19 protein-coding genes, 1 tRNA gene and 2 pseudogenes are annotated in these 17039 nt (G+C 70.6%); 7 read left to right on the forward strand and 15 right to left on the reverse strand.

The genetic code is table 11. The annotated features are described in order from the left end of the window. Positions 1-101: 101 nt before the first annotated feature. Positions 102-476 (reverse strand): helix-turn-helix domain-containing protein, encoded by a 375-nt coding sequence (locus BX266_RS36620; protein ID WP_150530418.1) that lies wholly within the window; start codon positions 474-476, stop codon positions 102-104. Positions 477-638: 162 nt separating this feature from the next. Between BX266_RS36620 and BX266_RS36625 the strand changes: the two genes are divergently transcribed. Together BX266_RS36625 and BX266_RS36630 are read left to right on the forward strand one after the other, a co-directional pair. Continuing rightward, positions 639-1496 (forward strand): SDR family oxidoreductase, encoded by an 858-nt coding sequence (locus BX266_RS36625; protein ID WP_099907020.1) that lies wholly within the window; start codon positions 639-641, stop codon positions 1494-1496. Between the two features lie 106 nt (positions 1497-1602). Next, entirely contained in the window at positions 1603-2658 is a 1056-nt protein-coding gene (locus BX266_RS36630; protein WP_099907018.1) for an SMP-30/gluconolactonase/LRE family protein, read from the forward strand. 47 nt (positions 2659-2705) lie between these two features. Here BX266_RS36630 and BX266_RS39210 read toward each other — a convergent pair. The 4 genes and pseudogenes from BX266_RS39210 to BX266_RS36650 all read right to left on the reverse strand — a co-directional run. Continuing rightward, positions 2706-2843 (reverse strand): annotated as a pseudogene (locus BX266_RS39210) (transposase); the annotation flags it as partial. A 959-nt stretch (positions 2844-3802) separates the two neighbouring features. Continuing rightward, on the reverse strand, positions 3803-4432 hold the full coding sequence (locus BX266_RS38235; protein WP_143687087.1) for a hypothetical protein: 630 nt from the start codon (positions 4430-4432) through the stop codon (positions 3803-3805). Between the two features lie 135 nt (positions 4433-4567). Then, entirely contained in the window at positions 4568-5230 is a 663-nt protein-coding gene (locus tag BX266_RS41040; RefSeq protein ID WP_218969306.1) for a VOC family protein, read from the reverse strand. Between the two features lie 307 nt (positions 5231-5537). Further along, positions 5538-6455, reverse strand: coding sequence for an oxidoreductase (locus BX266_RS36650; protein ID WP_180290746.1), 918 nt, complete (start codon positions 6453-6455; stop codon positions 5538-5540). 74 nt (positions 6456-6529) lie between these two features. Here BX266_RS36650 and BX266_RS36655 point away from each other — a divergent pair, with 74 nt between their 5' ends. Continuing rightward, positions 6530-6967, forward strand: coding sequence for a helix-turn-helix domain-containing protein (locus BX266_RS36655; protein WP_099907012.1), 438 nt, complete (start codon positions 6530-6532; stop codon positions 6965-6967). 8 nt (positions 6968-6975) lie between these two features. Here the strand turns inward: BX266_RS36655 and BX266_RS41385 are convergent, their stop codons facing one another. Together BX266_RS41385 and BX266_RS36665 are read right to left on the reverse strand one after the other, a co-directional pair. Further along, positions 6976-7209, reverse strand: a complete 234-nt coding sequence (locus tag BX266_RS41385) for a heme-binding protein (RefSeq protein ID WP_259465216.1) — start codon at positions 7207-7209, stop codon at positions 6976-6978. 95 nt (positions 7210-7304) lie between these two features. Beyond that, positions 7305-8027 (reverse strand): hypothetical protein, encoded by a 723-nt coding sequence (locus tag BX266_RS36665; RefSeq protein ID WP_143687086.1) that lies wholly within the window; start codon positions 8025-8027, stop codon positions 7305-7307. 64 nt (positions 8028-8091) lie between these two features. On the opposite strand from BX266_RS36665, the gene BX266_RS40630 reads away from it, so the two are divergent. After that, positions 8092-8298 (forward strand): hypothetical protein, encoded by a 207-nt coding sequence (locus BX266_RS40630; RefSeq protein WP_259465217.1) that lies wholly within the window; start codon positions 8092-8094, stop codon positions 8296-8298. 49 nt (positions 8299-8347) lie between these two features. On the opposite strand, the pseudogene BX266_RS41390 reads toward BX266_RS40630, so the two are convergent. After that, positions 8348-8593 (reverse strand): annotated as a pseudogene (locus BX266_RS41390) (helicase associated domain-containing protein); the annotation flags it as partial. Between the two features lie 217 nt (positions 8594-8810). On the opposite strand from BX266_RS41390, the gene BX266_RS36675 reads away from it, so the two are divergent. Further along, entirely contained in the window at positions 8811-9863 is a 1053-nt protein-coding gene (locus BX266_RS36675; RefSeq protein ID WP_399171328.1) for a YihY/virulence factor BrkB family protein, read from the forward strand. A 394-nt stretch (positions 9864-10257) separates the two neighbouring features. Here the strand turns inward: BX266_RS36675 and BX266_RS36680 are convergent, their stop codons facing one another. The 7 genes from BX266_RS36680 to BX266_RS41395 form a co-directional block, all read right to left on the reverse strand. Then, positions 10258-10539, reverse strand: coding sequence for a hypothetical protein (locus BX266_RS36680; RefSeq protein ID WP_259465232.1), 282 nt, complete (start codon positions 10537-10539; stop codon positions 10258-10260). Positions 10540-10792: 253 nt separating this feature from the next. Further along, complete coding sequence (locus BX266_RS36690) at positions 10793-11419, reverse strand: hypothetical protein (RefSeq protein ID WP_099907000.1); 627 nt, start codon at positions 11417-11419, stop codon at positions 10793-10795. A gap of 60 nt (positions 11420-11479) precedes the next feature. After that, positions 11480-12253, reverse strand: coding sequence for a hypothetical protein (locus tag BX266_RS36695; protein WP_099906998.1), 774 nt, complete (start codon positions 12251-12253; stop codon positions 11480-11482). Then, positions 12250-12606: a hypothetical protein gene (locus BX266_RS38240; protein WP_143687085.1), complete on the reverse strand. Its 357-nt coding sequence runs from the start codon at positions 12604-12606 to the stop codon at positions 12250-12252. The genes BX266_RS36695 and BX266_RS38240 overlap by 4 nt, the downstream gene beginning before the upstream one ends. Positions 12607-12703: 97 nt before the next feature. Beyond that, entirely contained in the window at positions 12704-13042 is a 339-nt protein-coding gene (locus BX266_RS36700; protein WP_143687084.1) for a hypothetical protein, read from the reverse strand. Positions 13043-13112: 70 nt separating this feature from the next. Beyond that, positions 13113-13697 carry an SMI1/KNR4 family protein gene (locus BX266_RS36705; protein ID WP_180290745.1) on the reverse strand — a complete coding sequence of 195 codons (585 nt, stop codon included), beginning with the start codon at positions 13695-13697 and terminating at the stop codon, positions 13113-13115. Positions 13698-13876: 179 nt separating this feature from the next. After that, positions 13877-14221, reverse strand: coding sequence for a hypothetical protein (locus BX266_RS41395; protein ID WP_399171329.1), 345 nt, complete (start codon positions 14219-14221; stop codon positions 13877-13879). A gap of 227 nt (positions 14222-14448) precedes the next feature. On the opposite strand from BX266_RS41395, the gene BX266_RS39215 reads away from it, so the two are divergent. Both BX266_RS39215 and BX266_RS36715 read left to right on the forward strand, forming a co-directional pair. Beyond that, positions 14449-14524 (forward strand) — tRNA-Pro (locus BX266_RS39215). Next, positions 14524-16782 carry a hypothetical protein gene (locus tag BX266_RS36715; RefSeq protein ID WP_099906991.1) on the forward strand — a complete coding sequence of 753 codons (2259 nt, stop codon included), beginning with the start codon at positions 14524-14526 and terminating at the stop codon, positions 16780-16782. Before BX266_RS39215 ends, BX266_RS36715 begins: the two co-directional genes overlap by 1 nt. Positions 16783-17039 lie beyond the last annotated feature (257 nt).

Below are 17039 nucleotides of genomic sequence, written 5' to 3' on the forward strand. Positions count from 1 at the left end.
TCGTGGGGACGCTCCACGTCGTGCACTCGCCAGGAGTTCGGGCCGGGAGCAGGTCATGTCGGCGACTTGCGCGGCGTGGGTGCGGCCGTAGGGCGCGGGGCTCAGGCGGTGCCCTCGGCGCGGACGTCGTACTCCTGACGTGCGGCGAGGACTTCGCCGACGTGCTCCACCGACCACTGGGTGAGTACGCGCAGAGGTCCCCGCAGGGTCTGGCCGAGGGGGGTCAGGTCGTACTCGACGTGGGGCGGCACCTCGGGATACACGGTCCGCCGGACCAGTCCGTCGCGTTCGAGCGTGCGCAGCGTCTGGGTGAGCATCTTCTCGCTCACTCCGGCCAGCCGCTGCCGCAGCCGGGTGAACCGGCAGGCTCCGTGCTTGCCGAGTTCTCCCAGCACGAGCACCGCCCACTTGCTGCCGATCTGGTCGAGCAGGTCACGCGAGGGGCAGCCGCGCGTGTACGGGTCCCACGAAGCCATGGGCTCCGTCACACTCTCGGCAGTCGCCATTCCACTCACCTCGATACTTTCCCGAAGGTGGTCACCTTACCAACAAGTGGCTACTTACCACTGGAGAGTGAACAGGTCACTCTGGGGTTCGTCACGCCGCGAGGAGAGTTCGCGGCAGGAAGGGGCGATCTCATGACCATCGTTGTCACCGGAGCCACAGGCCAGTTGGGCAGGCTCACCGTCGAGGCGCTGCTGCGGCGCGGAGTCCCCGCCGCGGACATCGTCGCGACCGGACGGGACACCGCACGCATCGAAGACCTCGGCCACCGCGGCGTCGTGGTGCGCCGGGCGGACTTCGCGGAGCCGGACAGCCTCGCGGCGGCGTTCCAGGGAGCGGACCGGCTGCTGCTGGTGTCCACCACCACCGTGGATGAGCGGTCGGCCAACCACCGCCGGGCTGTCGACGCGGCAGTGGCGGCCGGCGTGTCGCTGGTGGCGTACACGAGCATGACGCAGGCCGACACGGCGACCAGCATCCTGGCCCGCACCCACCGCGCCACCGAGGAGTACCTGCGCGAACGCGAGGTCCCCAGCACACTGCTGCGCAACAGCTGGTACCTGGAGAACTACACCGCCCAACTGCCCCTGTTCCGCCGGCACGGGACTGTGATCGGAGCCGCGGGCAAGGGCAGGATCAGCGCCGCTTCACGCGCCGACTACGCGGAGGCCGCTGCCGTCGTGCTGACCACCGAGGGCCACGCGGGCGCGGTGTACGAGCTGGGTGCGGACGAGGCGTTCACCCTGGCCGAGCTGGCGGAGGCGGTCTCGGCGGCCACCGGGGAGCCGATCGCCTACGCCGATCTGCCCGCGGACCGGCTCAGCGAGGCGCTGACCGGGGTCGGCCTGCCCGCCGAACTGGCGCACGTCCTCGCCGACGCCGACCTCGGGATGAGCCGCGGCGAGCTGTACACGGGATCCGGCGACCTCAGCCGCCTGATCGGCCGACCGGCCACTGCCCTGTCCGACGCCATCGCCGCCGCGCTGCGCTGACCATCGCTCTCCCCCGCGGCCGTCGCGGCCCGGACCGCCGCGGGGGCGCTCACCCCTCGTTCCATGACCGTGTACGACCCTGCCATCACCCGGAAAGTTGCCGACCATGTCCTCCCGCGCAGTTCCCCCGCACACCCCGTCCACCCGCGCCGCGTCCGCCCGTACGACCGTCCGCGTCATGGGGCGGCGCGCGCTCGTCACCCTCACCGCCGCCTCCGCGACCCTGACCGCGTTCACGCTTCCCGCGACCGCCGCCACCCCCGGCGGCCCCGCCCCCGCCCACGCCTCCCAGGGCGGGAACGGCGACCAGGCCATCACCCTCGACGGCAGCCGCGCGTTCCCCGAAAGCGTGGCGGCCGACCGCCACTTCGTCTACGCCAGCAGCATCGGCGACGGCACCGTCTACCGGGGACGCCCCGGGGCGACCACGCTCGAACCCTTCCTGCCGGCCGGCCAGGACGGCCGCACCCAGGCCACCGGCATCAAGATCACCGGCAACCGCCTGCTGATCGCCGGCGCGTTCACCGGGCGCTTCTTCGTCTACAGCACTTCCGGGAGGCTCGTCGCGGCCTACACCGTCCCTGACACCGGCGAACAGACCCTCGTCAACGACGCGGCCGTGGCTCCCAACGGGGACGTCTACATCACCGACTCGCTGCGCGCCGTGGTCTACCGGATTCCGGCCGCCGAGGTGGACGGCCCCGCCACCGGCGCCCACCGGACCCTGCGGGTGGCCTACCACCTGCCCGACTACGTGGCCGGCCAGTCCAACGGCAACGGCATCACCACCGCCCCCGACGGCACGTCGCTGATCATCGGCTACTGGTACAGCGGCGCCCTCTACCGGCTCGACCTCACCACCGGCGGCGTCCGCAAGATCGACGCACCGCCCCTGCCCAGCGCCGACGGCATCGTCCGGCAAGGAAACATCCTGTACGTCGCGCGTTCGGTGAACAACGCGGTCACCGAACTGCGACTGTCCGCCGGGAGCACCCGGGCAGCCGTCGTCTCCGAACGCACCTTCCCGGGCGCCGACACCACCACCGGCGTCGCCGTGAGCGGGGACCGGCTGCTGGTGACCAACTCCCAGATGGACACCTACCTCTACGGCGAACCGCTGACCAGCCCGGCCTTCACCATCGAGAGCCTGCCGCTGCGCTGAGGCCCGGTCGGGGACGCCCGACGCGAGCGGCGCGGGCTGCCGGTTCAGAGCACGAACAGGATGCCCTGCAGGCAACACCGGTCACCTCCCGGGCGAGGGCCCGGCGACCGCTCCGGCCAGGCCGGCAGCAGCGGCTCGATCCGGGCCCACAGCTCGTCGTCCACGATCCACGGCTTGCTGTTCACTCCATCACGAACGGACGGATCGTCACATCGGGCGCGCCCACCAGCAACGATCTCCAGGATCGTGTTACGAGTTCTCAACAAGCCGATGCCGTGATCGTGTTACGAGCTCATAGGGCCATCCCCGGGCGCAGGGACGGCCCGGGCGACGGCGTCTACAAGCGGACCCGGCCGCGCTGCTCCCCGCCCGCGCGGGGATGGCCCCGCGATGAGCAGCAGGCCGGGCTCCTGGCGCTCTGCCCCCGCCCGAGCCGGGATGGCCCCACGAGCCTGGACGCCGCCGATGCCCACGTGCTGGCCGACACCCTCCGCACGGACATGGCCGCCCACCGACCGCTGCCCACCGACGGTGAACTCGTCCAAGCCGTCGCTGTCCCGGCACGAGCCCACCAGGACCCGATCTGGGACAAGACACCGAGGTCGAGCGACTCCGGGAGATCTTCCGCAGGGACTTCCTGCACCACCTGCCGCAGGTCGAACAGGCGACGGGCAGGCAGGTTCAGGCCCTCATTCAGCAGCTCGACCCAACCGGGCGGAGCGTCGACGACCTCGTGCCTCTGCTGGCGCACCTGCGTACGACGGGCTGCGGCGCTCCTGACCTGGGATGGAGGTTCCACTCCTGAGCGGCCCAGCACCGGGCAACTCACCAGCGGCTCTGGCGCACGCTCTCCGAGGTCGAACTCGCCACCGCTGAATGGGTGGATTGGTACAACCACCGCCAACTCAACCGTGGGATAGTCCACGTCCCCCCAGCCGAATACGAAGCAACTACTACCTGACCGTCACAAAACCTCTGGTCACAGTCACAACGTAGAGTCTCCGGCGAACCCTGTGCGGCTCAGAAATTTGGGGTGGAGATTTATGGATCACCAGGAGTGTGCGAGGATATCTTCGCCGAACTCACCTTGGACGGCTGGCCAATATCACGAGTTCAGGTTCAGCACCGGTGGATCCGGCCTCATCTATGGAAGGTAACAGTAAACTCCAAACCTTGCCACCCCGGCCGAATTGCTGTCGTTCCAGAATGCAATCGCCGCTCTATGGCCGTTCTTGGCGATCTCGGTAGAGTTTATGTTTCCCGGGTAGGTCGCCCAAGGGTCACCAAGCGTGGTGATGTCGGGGCACGTCAGGTCGGCCACCACGGTCGACCCGGGCGGAACATTCATGGTGACCATTTGGGTAAACTTATTCGGCGTGCTGTCGGGTTTAATGTTGGTGCATGTCAGGTGAAGCTCTTCAGACACGAACGGCTCAGGCTTTTCCTGAAAGGACGCCGTGTTCTTGTAGTCGATAGTTACGGGGCTCGGGTAGTTAGCGATAGATGCCTTAGACATTGAAGAATATTCGACGCTGCCGGCCCGGGGACCCCCGCTTTGCTTGACCACCACCCCCACGTCCTTAACGTATGGTGCCGTCGACGGGCACTTTGCGCTGACATGCGAACTGATCGTAGCGCCGATCCAGGGGCCATAATTATCCACCTGCACTATGATCTCCCCCACGGCGTGGACCGGGGGAGCATATGTGATAACCCCTGCGCCGACGATGGCGGCCGCCGCAATGCTGATCCTCGAAACACCTGTGGCACGCACGGGCAAGTCCTCTCGCTCGCCGACCGTCTCGTACGGCCGGATACCGGCAGGCCTCCTGCCGCCGGGACCGATCGTCCTTGATGTGAATACACAGCGAATCAACGACCGTTAAACGCGGTTTCTTCACGCGCCGCTCTACAACACTACTGGCGCCGAACTTTTGGTCGAAAAGTTCGGAGCATCAGTCCGAAGCCTCGCGTGCGGCCTTGACGGCATCGGCGAGCGCAGTGCGACGCTGGTCCCCTCCCGAATGATCCGTCCGACCTGGACGTCGGTAATGCCGACGGCTTGGCCAGCACGGATCTTACCTCCGCGCTCTGCGCCAGCGAGCTCAGCGGCGTGGGTGGTCAGGTGTGTTTCAGTGGTCGGCTTCGATGGCGAAGGTGTTCCCGTCGGGGTCCTGGAACCAGGCGATGTGGCCTCCGCCGCCTCGGGCGGTGATGCTTCGGCGTCGTGCTCGCACTCGTCGTAGCGGGTGAACTCGACACCGGCCGCGGTGAGCTGGTCGACGACCGCCTCGATGTCGTCGACGTACCAGGTGGCCATGGTCGCCGACGACTTCCCCGCGGTGATGGCCTGGTACACGTTCAGCGCCGGAACGCCACCGGATCCGTAGACGCGCCCGCCGTCGACGATCCTGGCGCTGGGGCCGGAGCGCAGCGCCCGCAGGCGCAGCTTGCCCTCGTAGAACCAGACCGAGTCGGCCTGGGGTGGAGAAGACAGTGCACTCGCGCTGCTGACGGTCGACCAGGAGGTGGATAGGAGCGCCGTACTGACCGTAGCGGCGGTGCTGTACAAGAAGGCCACCGAGTACGACATCGCCCACCGCTCCACCATGACCCGCGACGAACGCCAGAAAGCTGTCGCCAAGGCCACCCGCACCCGCCTGGGCGCCGCGTCCTGACACCGGCAACCGAGCTGTCTCGTGCACCTGATGTCTCTGAGACGGCCCGCGGTCTGGAGGAGGAGTGAGTATCCGACCGGGCCCCTCCGAGGGGCCCCGGTCGGCCCGTGCGACATGGTCAGAGTGAGGGGCCATGACGGTTTCGCATTCGACGGGCGCCGGTGCCCCCCGACGGCACCGGCGCCCGTGAGAGGCGGGTCGTCAGGCGCCGATCCGGTCGAGCTCGGCGAGATCGGTCGCCGACAGCGCGATGCCGGCGCCGGCGATGTTCTCGCGCAGGTGCGTCACCGACTTGGTGCCGGGGATCAGCAGGATGTTCGGGGAGCGCTGCAGCAGCCAGCTCAGCGCCACCGACATCGGCGTGGTCCCCAGCCGCTCGGACACCGAGGTCAGGGCACCTGACTGGAGCGGGGTGAAGCCGCCGAGAGGGAAGAACGGCACGTAGGCGATCCCGTCTGCGGCCAACTCGTCGATCAGGGCGTCGTCGTGGCGTACGGCGAGGTTGTACATGTTCTGCACGGACACGATCGGGGTGATCGCGCGGGCCTCACGGATCTGCGCGCGGGTCGAGTTGCTCAGCCCGAGGTGGCGGATCAGGCCCTCCTGCTGCAGCTCTGCCATCGCCTCGAAGGACTCCGCGATCGACTCCTCGACCGGCCCCTCGGCGTCGCCCAGCCGCAGGTTCACCACGTCGAGCGCATCGAGGCCGAGGGAGTCGAGATTGTCCTGCACCTGCCTGCGCAGATCGTCGGGCGTACGGGCCGTGGGCCAGCCACCCTCGGCGTCGCGGGTGCCGCCGATCTTGGTGACGACGGTGACGCCGTCGGCGTAGGGGTGCAGTGCCTCGCGGATCACGTCGTTGGTGAACCGCGGGCCGTAGGACGCGCTGGTGTCGATGTGGGTGATGCCCTGCTCGACGGCCTCGCGCAGGACGGCGATCGCGCCGTTGTGGTCGGCGGGCGGGCCCATCACCCACGGACCGGCGAGCTGCATGGCGCCGTAGCCGAAGCGGGTCACCGTCAGATCGCCCAGGGCCCAGGTGCCGCCGGGGAGCTGGAGCGAGGTGGTGGTCACGGTTGATTCCTCTCCATCGGGGGCTCGTCCGAGCCCCTCTGACATGCAAGAATGCTGGAGTCGGTTACCAAAAGTAAGAAGGCACCTCCAAGTGCCTAAGTCACCAGAAGGGCCGGGCGATGGCGACCAGGACCGCGGAGCAGCGGCGCGCGGAAGCCAAGATCGAGTACGACGCGTTCTTGTCGGTCTGCCCGAGCCGGCAGCTGTTGGAGCGACTCTCCAACAAGTGGGTCACCCTGATCCTGGCCGCGCTCGGCGATGCCTGCGGTGCTCCGGAGCCCGAAGCACGGGCGATGCGCTTCTCGGAGCTCGCGCGCCAGCTGGCCGGGGTCAGTCAGAAAATGCTGACGCAGACGCTGCGCTCGCTCGAACGCGACGGCCTCGTGACGCGTACGGTCACCGCCACCGTGCCGGTGACGGTGACCTACGAGCTCACCGAGCTCGGCCTCTCGCTCCAGCAGACGATGCGGGCGCTGAAGTCGTGGGCCGAGACCCACATGGACGACGTGTTCGCCAACCGCCAGGAATACGACGAGACCAGCACCGGCCAGTCCTGAGCGTGAGCTCAGGTAGCGGTGAAGCCGAGCTGCGTGTCCACGTGGCCTCGGCGATGGCCCTGGCCTGGTCCGCCGAGCCCCCAGAGACCGAGCCCGCCGATGACGACGCCGTCCTCGACGATCGGGCAGCCGCCGCCAACGGCGACCAGCCGCGGACTGTGCGCGAGCTGGGCGAGTGCCAGGTTATGGATGACCTGTGCCCAGACTTGGTTCGGCGGGCGGTAGGAACACGCTGACCGCATACGGCGAACGACTCCTCCACGACCGCTGCTGGGCCGGCTGGTGGGACTGACCCGACGTCGCTGCCGGTCGGTTCTCCGATTCGTCGTCGGCCGCCTCAGTGCTCCCGCTCGCCGCACTCGGCTGGACGGAGAACCGTGCCGACGGTCACCTCGGTAGGGCTTTCGAGGCGTAGGCAGGCGTCGCCGGAGTCCTCCACCGGCGGATACTCGACCGTGACGGCGCAAACAGTTCGGCTCCGCTGGTCTTCAGCACGGGCCGTGTCGCGGGGAAGAGCTCCGGTCAGCCCGCCGAAGGCCAGTACCTGATCGCCGTCCACGAGCGTCTCCGCAACCTCGAAACGCCAGTGCTCGCCGGCCTCCTGAAGCAGTTCCCTGCCAGGCTGGCCGAGCGACCGGAGGAAGGTCTGACGGGTGCGGATCAGATCGGCCACCGCGCAGCACAACGGTGTGCCTTCAATGCGGTTGAACCCACGGAAGGGGGCCAGCGCCAGGAACTCGCCGAGCAGGCCGAGGGCCGAGTGGCGGGCCATGGGGAAGGCGTCCGGTTGTTCTGCAATCTCAAGCAGGAACGGCGCAGCGGCGACCGCTGCGGGGAAGACAGCGGCCATGTGCCCGTGCAGGACCCTGGTGTTCTCCAGTCGGGACACGGCGTCAGCAACCTGGACCTGAGTGCGGGCAGCGGCCAATGCCTGCAGCGGCGCGACCGGATCCGGTAGCTGCCAGCCGAGCGGATACCGTTCGGTCGCCCACGCCGGGGCCCGAAGGACCGGTGTCGGGATCGCGGCCCAGTCCACTGCTGCTATTCGTTCGCTCAGCATCCCGGGATCGTCGCACACCAGCCGACGGTCCTGCCCAGCGCGCCGGGGCGTCGACCACGCCCCCATGCTGCATCTGCTGCTGCTCGGCCTGGACGGCTGGCAGTGCATCGAGGAGGGCGGTCTGCTGGGCCGTCAGCTTGCCGTCTGTGCTGGGGCCCCGTCCTGCTTGCAGCCACGCGCCTGGCCGGAAGGGTCTGCTTCGCTGCCGGTGCGATTCGCCGGGCCGGTGAGGGTGCCGTCGGCGGCGAGGGAGGCGAGCAAACGGCAATGACAAGCGGTTCCAGTCCGGATCGAGGGCGCCACAGCGCGTCCAGCGCGGTCAGCTTGGCGCCCTGAGCAGCCGTCAGCTTGGCGCTCTTGCGCTGCCGTCCGACCCAGGCTCCCACCGGGCGGCCGTCGAGCTTCTCGGCGGCAGGGATCGTGAGGTGGCCGTGGGACTGGGCCCAGGCGCAGGCGTGGGCATAGCCGCGGTCCCGGGAGCAGGCATGCGTCGCCCAGACGATGCCGAGCTGGTCCCGCAGCCTTGACCCTGCCCGATGGCGGGCGTTGACCCGGTCGGTGCAGATCTTCTGGGTGTGCCTGTTCCTCCTGGCTGGATTCTGCCCCGGGCCCCGCGTGTCCCGGGCCCTGTACGCTCCCGGGCCGCTGAGGCCCTACGGAGTCGAAGCTGACCGCACGTCCGGCCGACCAGCCCGAGCGGTAGCCAGGGGGAAATCTGACAGAGCGCGTTCACGGCGGCGAGCACGGTGGTTGGTGCGGCGCGGTGCGGGAAAGCGCCCGGGCATGGCATTGATCCGCAGACACAAGCACGCCTCCCGCCGTCCCGAGCCCGGACAGGGGCAGGGCGACGGGCTGGAGGCCGGAGCACCCGCAGGACCGACCGACATGCCCGGCCGGGGCTGGCTGGCGGTGCTCAAACGCACCGGCAAGGAGTTCCTGGACGACGAACTGCCCGACCGGGCTGCCGCACTCACCTACTACGGGGTCCTGGCAATCTTCCCGGCACTGCTGTTGCTGGTCTCGCTGCTCGGCCTGGCCGGCAACTCAGCCACCAACCAGGTGCTCGACAACCTGCAGAAGCTCGCCCCCGGCGCGGCCCGGGACATCCTGCACACAGCGGTCACCCAGTTGCAGGGCAGCCGCAGCACCGGCGGGATCCTCCTGGTGGTGGCCCTGCTCGGTGCCCTGTGGTCGGCATCCGGCTACATCGCGGCGTTCATACGCGCCTCCAACGCGGTCTACGACATCCGGGAAGGCCGACCGGCGTGGAAGGTCACGCCACTGCGCCTGGGGCTGACCGTGCTGATGATGGTGATGCTCTCGGTGAGCGCGTTGATCGTGGTGTTCACCGGGCCGATCGCCAAACGGATGGGCGACGTGCTGGGACTGGGCGACACCGCCCTCACGGTGTGGGCGATCGCCAAGTGGCCGGTGCTGGTCCTGCTGGTGGCGTTCATGATTGCGCTGCTCTACTGGGCCGCTCCGAACGTACGCGGGCGAGGCTTTCGCTGGGTTTCACCGGGCAGCCTGCTGGCGGTCGGCCTGTGGCTGCTGCTCTCGGGTGGCTTCGCCGTGTACGTGGCGAACTTCGGCTCCTACAACAAGACGTACGGCACCTTGGCCGGCGTGATCATTTTCCTGGTGTGGTTGTGGCTGTCCAACCTGGCGATCCTCCTGGGCCTGGAGTTCGACGCCGAGCTGGCCCGCGAGCGCGCCATCGAGGGCGGCATGCCGCCCGCCGAGGAGCCCTACGTGCCGCCCCGCGACACCCGCAAGTGGCCCGACGATCCCGACGACGACCCCCCGGGACGCGGCGAGGTCGGCCGGGACGGGTAGCCGGGTGCGCAGTTGCCTTCAGCTACACGCAGGTCGGAACGGACAGCTGTCATGGCCGCCGACTGCGGAGTCGGACCGGTCTCAGATGCGGTGGACCGGGTCGGGGGTCCATCCCCCTCCGGCGTCAGCAGTGCGGAGCCCCGACGAGATGGCCAGCTGCTTGGACGGGACCGGTTTCTGTAAGCAACCTCGCCGACGATCGAACCCGGAGTCAGTGACGCTCCGTCACCCCCCGCCGCGGCACCGTTGCTGCTCGGGCCCCGGCGCTGGCCCCCGTGGCAGCGTCCGCGGCGGATCGCCCGCGCGGACGAGGCCCACTCTGTTCAGAACAGCACCATCGCCTGGTAGGCCCTGGGCAGACGGCGGTGGCGAGTAGAGCGGCGACTGACCGCGGTCAGTCGCCGATGAACCACAGATACAGGTGCAGCCCGCGCTCGACAACCTGGCACAGCTCGCGGGCCTGCCCGACCCATTCGCCGCCCAGGTCGGCAGGAAGCCGGTCGAGTTCCGCCAGAAGCAGCGGCACCTGACGCTGGTTGAAGACCGCGTCCCCATACGGCGTCAGGGCCCAGAGCATCGGGAACTCCGCCGGGTCCAGATCCGCGAAGCCGGCCGTCCACTCCACGCCGGCCTCGGCGCTCGCCACGACCTTCCTGCTGTCACCACGCACCGCCATATTGATCACCCGCCGAGCCTATCGGCGCCGCCGCGACCACTGAAGGAATAATCGACCGTGACGTTTCCCCGGGCCCCGGCCCGGCCTGAGGAACTCGACAAGCTGATGCGCCGGATGCGCCTGCCCTACCTGCGCAGGGCCGCACCCGATGTCCTGGCCACCGCCCGGGCCCAGCGGTGGGACAGCGGCGGAACCGACGACCGAGTGTGCGCGGACCCCCACTGCGGGCAGCAGTTCCCCGACCCGCAAAGCGTTACTTCGCCTGCGAAGGCGCGGCTCGTTCGATGAAGTGCGTGAGGGAGGTGTGCTGTCCGACCGGAGCGCTGGCTGCGATGTGGCCGTGCGGGCGGATGAGCACGAGGGTGGGGCCGGTGACGGCGTAGGCGTGCTGCAGACAGGGGCCGGGCCGGGGGACGGTCAGTGTGTGCAGCGGTGCGCCCGCCCGTGGCCAGGGCAGTTGCTCGGCGGCGTGGTCCGCGCCGTCGCCGAGGGCGAGGAGGGTGAAGTGCGGTCCCCGGTAGGCCTCGTGGAGGCGCCCGGGCCGGCCGTTGAGGTCGGTGTACCTGGCGTCGGGGGCGCGGTCGCCGGCGCGCGGGCCGGTGGTTCGGCCGGTGGTGTCGGCCGGTGCCAGCGGCCCGCCCGCGTAGGAGAGGGTGAGCTGGCGTTCCTCGTCGCCGCGTTGGGTGCCGGCGAGGGAGCGGCTGTTCATGGCGTGGTAGATCTTGGTGGACAGTCCCAGGACGCGGGCGGCGACGGGTCGGCGTTCGGCTTCGTGGGTGTCCAGGAGGGCGTCGGGGGCGCTGGCGAGGACCTGGGCGAGTTTCCAGCGCTGACGGACCTTGATCCGCCTGGCCCGACGCCGGCAGGCCGGCAGCCGCATCGTGCTGATGCCGGACGCATGGACGAGCCACCCTCGGAGAACTTGCGGGTGGGCGTCGGCTCAATCCTGTGGAACCTCGGTCTGCCGGCTACGGATCTGGTCGACCCGCGCCTTCACCGTCTCTTCGATGTGGACTGTCTGGGCAGCCGTCAGGCGGTGGGCCTCCCAGATCAGGGCCACTGCATCGACTGTCTCCGGGGCGGGCGTTGTCTGCTGTTCGGGCAGTGCGATGCCGGTCAGCGCGGACAGGTCTTCGGGGTCCATCTCCAACAACACCGCGAGGTCCGCCACCAGGCCGGGGGTCAGTTCCTCCTCCGCCTGGCCGATCAGGTGGTAGGTGCTGGGTGACAGGCAGCTTTCGGTGATCGCCATCAGCGTGTACGCCAAACCGAACAGTCCCAAATTGCTGTGGAGGGCCATTCGAACAACCTTGCCGCCCGGCCCCTGCCAGCGGGTTTGCAGCGGCCGCTCACGTCTGGTCGTCCGCTCCTGCTGCGGCAGCGACCTGGCCAGTCGCAGGATGTCGGCCCGATCCGCGGGCGGGAGGCAGACGAAACGGAAGACGATCCATCGCATGCGCTCACCGGCCTTGGCATCCAGCGGCAGCAGATCCGCCGGGACACGCATCTCCGCAAGGACGAACAGGTGGGCGGTCCGAAGGCCCAGCGCGGGACCGAGTCTGCGCAGCAGCGCACCTGTCGGACGACCGCCGTCGAGCACAGCGGAGACCTTGGCGGCGGGGACTCCGGCGGCGGCCGCAAGTTCCCCCGGGGCGAGGCCGCGGTGGTCCAACAGCCGGGCCAGGGTTTGGCCGAAGGCCAGGGATACCGTCATCCGCGCAGCATAGTCGGGTTGGCGGTCAGCCAGTCCTGGGCGGCGGCGAACTCTTTCCTACCCGCAGCCAGGTGGGTGTTCAGGTTGTCCCGGACCAGGACGATCGGCCGCCGAGCCGGTTGTGCGCTGGGACGATCGGGTCGCGGGCCCTTGCTCCAGGCGAAGCTCTTGCGGCCCTTGTTCCGGCCCTGCCCGTCGTCCAGCCGGGGCCGGTTGATCAGCCGGGACCGCTGACCGGGCTTATAGCAGGTCTGGGCAGCTCGAGACCCGTCGGCGGGAACGACCGCGCACCCGGACGACAGGCGTTCGAACCGCTCGGCGGCCTCCAGGCGTATCCGTCGTCGTCCGGCCAAGTCGTAAACCGTGTCGGCACCCCGCGCCCAGTCAGCTGCTCCACGACGAGGTGGAGGCTGCGGGGGGAAGAACGCGCTGCCCTGGTGGGCCCACTGTCTACTCCGGCTCGAAGTTGCCGTCCCAGGCAGGCAACCATTCCGCGGCGACTTTCCCGGCGAGGGCGGCTCGCAGCCACTCGACGCACGTCAGGTCGTAATCGATCCACTCGGCATGGATACGCACCCACGCCGAGACCGTCCACCGACCGTCCGGCTGCGGCACCAGAAACAGCTGATCGGAGTAGGGCGTGTGGCCCCAGTGCAGCATGCCGCCCTCGCTGGGGAGGATGGGGTGCGGGATGTCCCGGGATCGCTCTCGCATGCTCTGCGGATGGCCGTCGCCGTACAGGTCGGGGCCGAAGACACCGGCTGGCTCACTTTCCCACTTCCGCTCCACCTCCTCGTAAGCGCTGGCGCTGTCTCCGGGATACGGCTCCCCAGGAAGGCTGCAGTGGAGGACAGCTCGGTCATCGCGCGACTCCCCCTGCTGTCCTCGCAGGAGCCGGCTGAACACGCGCTGCGGCCTGCGGGGACTGGTGGTACCGGGCTTCCTTCCCCGGCCAGTGCGGGTCGATGAACGGCGGGCGGTCCACCCGGTCGAAGCACCGGAGCAGGAAGTCCGTGAACGTGCCGGCAGTCTCGAACCACTCCCCCGCTTCGCCGCGGACGATGATGCGCCAGTCGTCGGGATCGGGCTCGGCGGCGAGGAAGAAGTACCAGTTGCCCTGCTCGTCGCACCCCCATGCGATCAGACCGCCCTCCTCCGGGTGGAACGGCCACGGATCCAGCTCGGGATCCCGCTCCCCTGCCTTCGACCACCCGTGGTCCCAGAGGCGCTCGGCTTCCTCCTCGCTGCCGTCGACCGGCCGGTCCAACTGCACGTAGCCGTCTATGGACCCGGGCCCGTAGAGGTCGAGGAACGCCTTGTAGTCAGCCGGCAGCACCAGCCCCAGAAATGCCTCCGACGCCGACCAGGCGTCAGGTACAGCTGCGCCCCACTGCTCCGGCTCGCCAAGCCGCTGCCTGAGCCTGTCCAACCCTGTGACCGCCACGCCCTCTCCTCTCCGCCGTGCCATGGATTCCGGGCGGCATCCTGCCCCGTCGGACCGACGGACCCCCGAGCGGGCCTGTGAGCGTGGGGCTTCGAGGCCGGCGCGGGGTACGGGGGCGGGTGTCCCCGCATCGGCGCGCTCTACAGGCGGCGCATCACCGCGACGACGGCCTCGCCGATTTACCGCATGGACGGCGGGTAGCCGCGGCGCTTCACCGTACCCTGGATGACCTCGATGACCCGGTGCTGGCGCTCCGTCAGGCCGTCGCCGCCGCACCGGGTGCCGGGTGGCCGGCCGGCGCGGACAGGGGTGCTGGCGTCCTCCGGCACGGTGGGCGGGCGCTGGCGGTGGGTCACCAGCCCGCCCACGGCCACGGGTTCACCGCCCGCGTGGACGGTTTTGCGGTCGGCGGCGGTGAGGGCGCCGCGGCGCTGCAGGTGGGGTCGGGCGTGCTGGACGGGGTGGGCGGTGACGGAGGTTCCGGTGACCCACAGATCGGCGATGGTCTCCCCGACGGGGGTCATGGCGGGCAGGTCGACGTCGGGGGCGAGGGCGGTACCGGGCAGCGTGTCGGCTCCGGCACGGGCGAGCGCGCCTGCGGATTACAGGGCCTGACGGTAACTCAGGCCGGGAGAGCGGAACGCGCCCGCGGTCGCCAGGGCCTCCATGGCGGGCTCGGGCAGGCGGGTGCGGCGGGCGGCAGGAATTCCGGTTGCCCGAGATCCGTTTCGCCGCGTACTTTTCGGGCCAGCGGCACGTAGCTCGATCAGTGAGAGCGCCAGGCTCGGGGCCTGGGGGTGCGGGGGCAGGGCCCGCCGTGTCGGCCATGGACACCAACGCTGAGCAGCAGCACTCGACGACGACCGCATCCACCGACTACGCGCACGGGCAGCTGGCCCGGGCGTTCGCCACGGCGCTCTCCCACCCGGATCCGGCGACCCGTTCCCGCGCCGACGCGCGGGCGGGCCGCTGGCGCGCGGTGCTGGCTGGGATGCTGGACGGCAGCCTGCGGATCGGTTCCCGGACGCCGGTGGCGGGCCTGCCTGCCTGGGTGACGCCGGAGGTCGAGCGCGGCGGGTTCGCGACCGGGCGGGCTTGCGCCGAGGGGCCATTGCAGCCGTACGAGGTGGCGGCCTGCCGGGCGGCGGGGATTCCGGAGGGCCGAGCCGAGCTGTTCGCGTACTCGCTCACCGAGGCCGGGCTGGCCGGGCTGTGGGCGCTGCTGGACAGCGGGCGCTACCGGGTGACGGTGCCCGAGGAGGCGGCGCTGCTGACCGTGGCGTGGCTGGTGCGGGCGGGCGGGCAGTCGGCGGCTCTCGAACTGGTCGGGGTGCTGGCACCGTTCGCGTCGCGGCTGCGCTTCACGCCCCCGCCGGGTGACAGCGCCGGTGCTGCGCCCGATGCGGTCCACCGGCAATCCGTCGGCGACGCCGTCGCCGCGCTGACCTCCCGCAAGCCGAACCGGTCGGTGGAGACCCAACGCGAGGCGCTGACGGTGTGGCTGCCGTTCTCCGACGAGCTGCTGGCGCACTGGCTGGAGGCAACGGAGGACGGGCAGCCGCTCGACGCGGACCCGGGCCCCGAGTGGCGGCGGCGCGGCGCCGAACTGCTGCTGCGGTACCGGACGCTGGCCGCCGCGCACCCGCTGTGCGGCAAGCACCGCAGGCCCGGGACCAACCTCGCTGTGCTGCGGTCCGCGCTGCAGGCCGCGGCCGCCGGCGAGCCGCTCGACCCCCGGGTGCGTGGACTGCTCCGGGTCGCCGTGGACGGCATGGTGCGCAAGCGTGGACTGCCCGGGTCCGAGACCCACTCGGCGCTTCGGGCGGCCCAGGCCGAGCGGGCCGCGCTGCCCTCCCACCACGCGATCGCGCAGGTGCTGGTGGGCCGTCTCGCGGTGCTCGGCCAGGACGACGGTCTGACCGATCCGGACGCCGTGCTGGTGCCGGTCACTGCCGCCGAGGCGGCCGAGTTCGGTGTCCCGGCCGGGTCGGCGGTGCCGGCAGCGCTGTTCAAGCCGGTGCTGGCGGCGACCAGCGCGCCCGTCGAGACGCTGGTCGAGCGCGGGCTGGTGCCGTCCGCCGAGGTGCTGGCGGAGCTGGCACCGCAGTTGGCCGCGGCGGCGGAGGCGGCGGCGCACGCCGATCCGGCGCTGCGCGGCCTGGTGTCGGCCGGTCACCGCGCGTTCGCCGGGCGGCGGTCGCTGCTGCTGCTCGACTACGCGCACCAGATCCGGGCGGAGGAGCTGCCCTGGGTCCGGGCGGTCCGCCCGTACCGGACCGGCGACGCGGCCGCCCGGCAGAGCGGGCTGGCCGCGCTGCGCCGGCTCGGCGAGTTGGCCGTGGGCACCTTCCCTGGGACGATCCTGCCGAACCCGCTGGTCAGCGAGCTGGCAGGGTTGGCGTCGCGGGCCGATTCCGCGCTGCCGTTCACCGAGGAGCTGGCGGCGGACATCTTCATGGGCGGCTTCACTCCGAAGTTCGCGGCGGCCGCCGGGATCGCCGCGGGCCTGCTCGAGGGGACGCTGTACGAGAGGTACTTCGGCATCGACTACGCCGGGGTGTGGGCGCTCGCCCAGCGCGCCGAGAAGGACAGCGAGCGGTCAGTGGTCGCCCGGGAGTTCTCGGAGCTGTGCCGCCGTCGCGCCGGCAGCCCCGCACTCCGCAGGTCGGTGGCCGCCAACGGGACGGTGATCGAGCAGGCGCAGATCCTCACCACGCACAACCTGGCCGTCCTCGCCGGGCCGGTCGGCGTCGTGCCGGCGGGCGGCTGGCCGGCGGCGGCGCTCGGCGCGTTCACCACGGTGCGACGGCTGGTGGCGCTGGCCGAGCGGCTGCCGCGGCCGCTGCCGGTGGTGAAGAACGCCGCGTTCGCCTGGCGGCAGCTGGTCTTCCACCTGTCGCTCTGCTCGCCGCTGGAGCAGGCAGCCGTCCTCGCCGAGATCGAGCGCGACCATCCGCCGCGGCTCGCCCCGGCGGTGGCCGGTCTGCGGCTCGCGGCGGCCGGCGGCGAGGTCGAGCCCGGCGGTGCCGACGGTCTGCGTTTCCTCGGTTGGACGGTGGGCCCGCACTGGCTGCTGCGGCGGTGACGCGCCGGCGGTCCGGGCCCTCGCGGTCGTCGCGGGTGACGTTCCCGAGGGACAGCCCGGGCCGATCCCGTCGTGCGCAGTTCTGAGGACCCCGCCGAGATCCGACGGGGTACTTGCTCGCGCCATGTACGTCCGGTGCCCCGATGACGCCCCGGGCGCCTTCTGCCAGGTCAACGACCTCCTGCGCAAGGTACCCGCGCCAGCGCAGCGGCAGCGTGACAACGCTTCCCGGCCCCCAGCGGAGCCCGCAGTCGGCG

The organism is Streptomyces sp. TLI_171, from assembly GCF_003610255.1.
Classification (GTDB): Bacteria; Actinomycetota; Actinomycetes; order Streptomycetales; family Streptomycetaceae; genus Kitasatospora.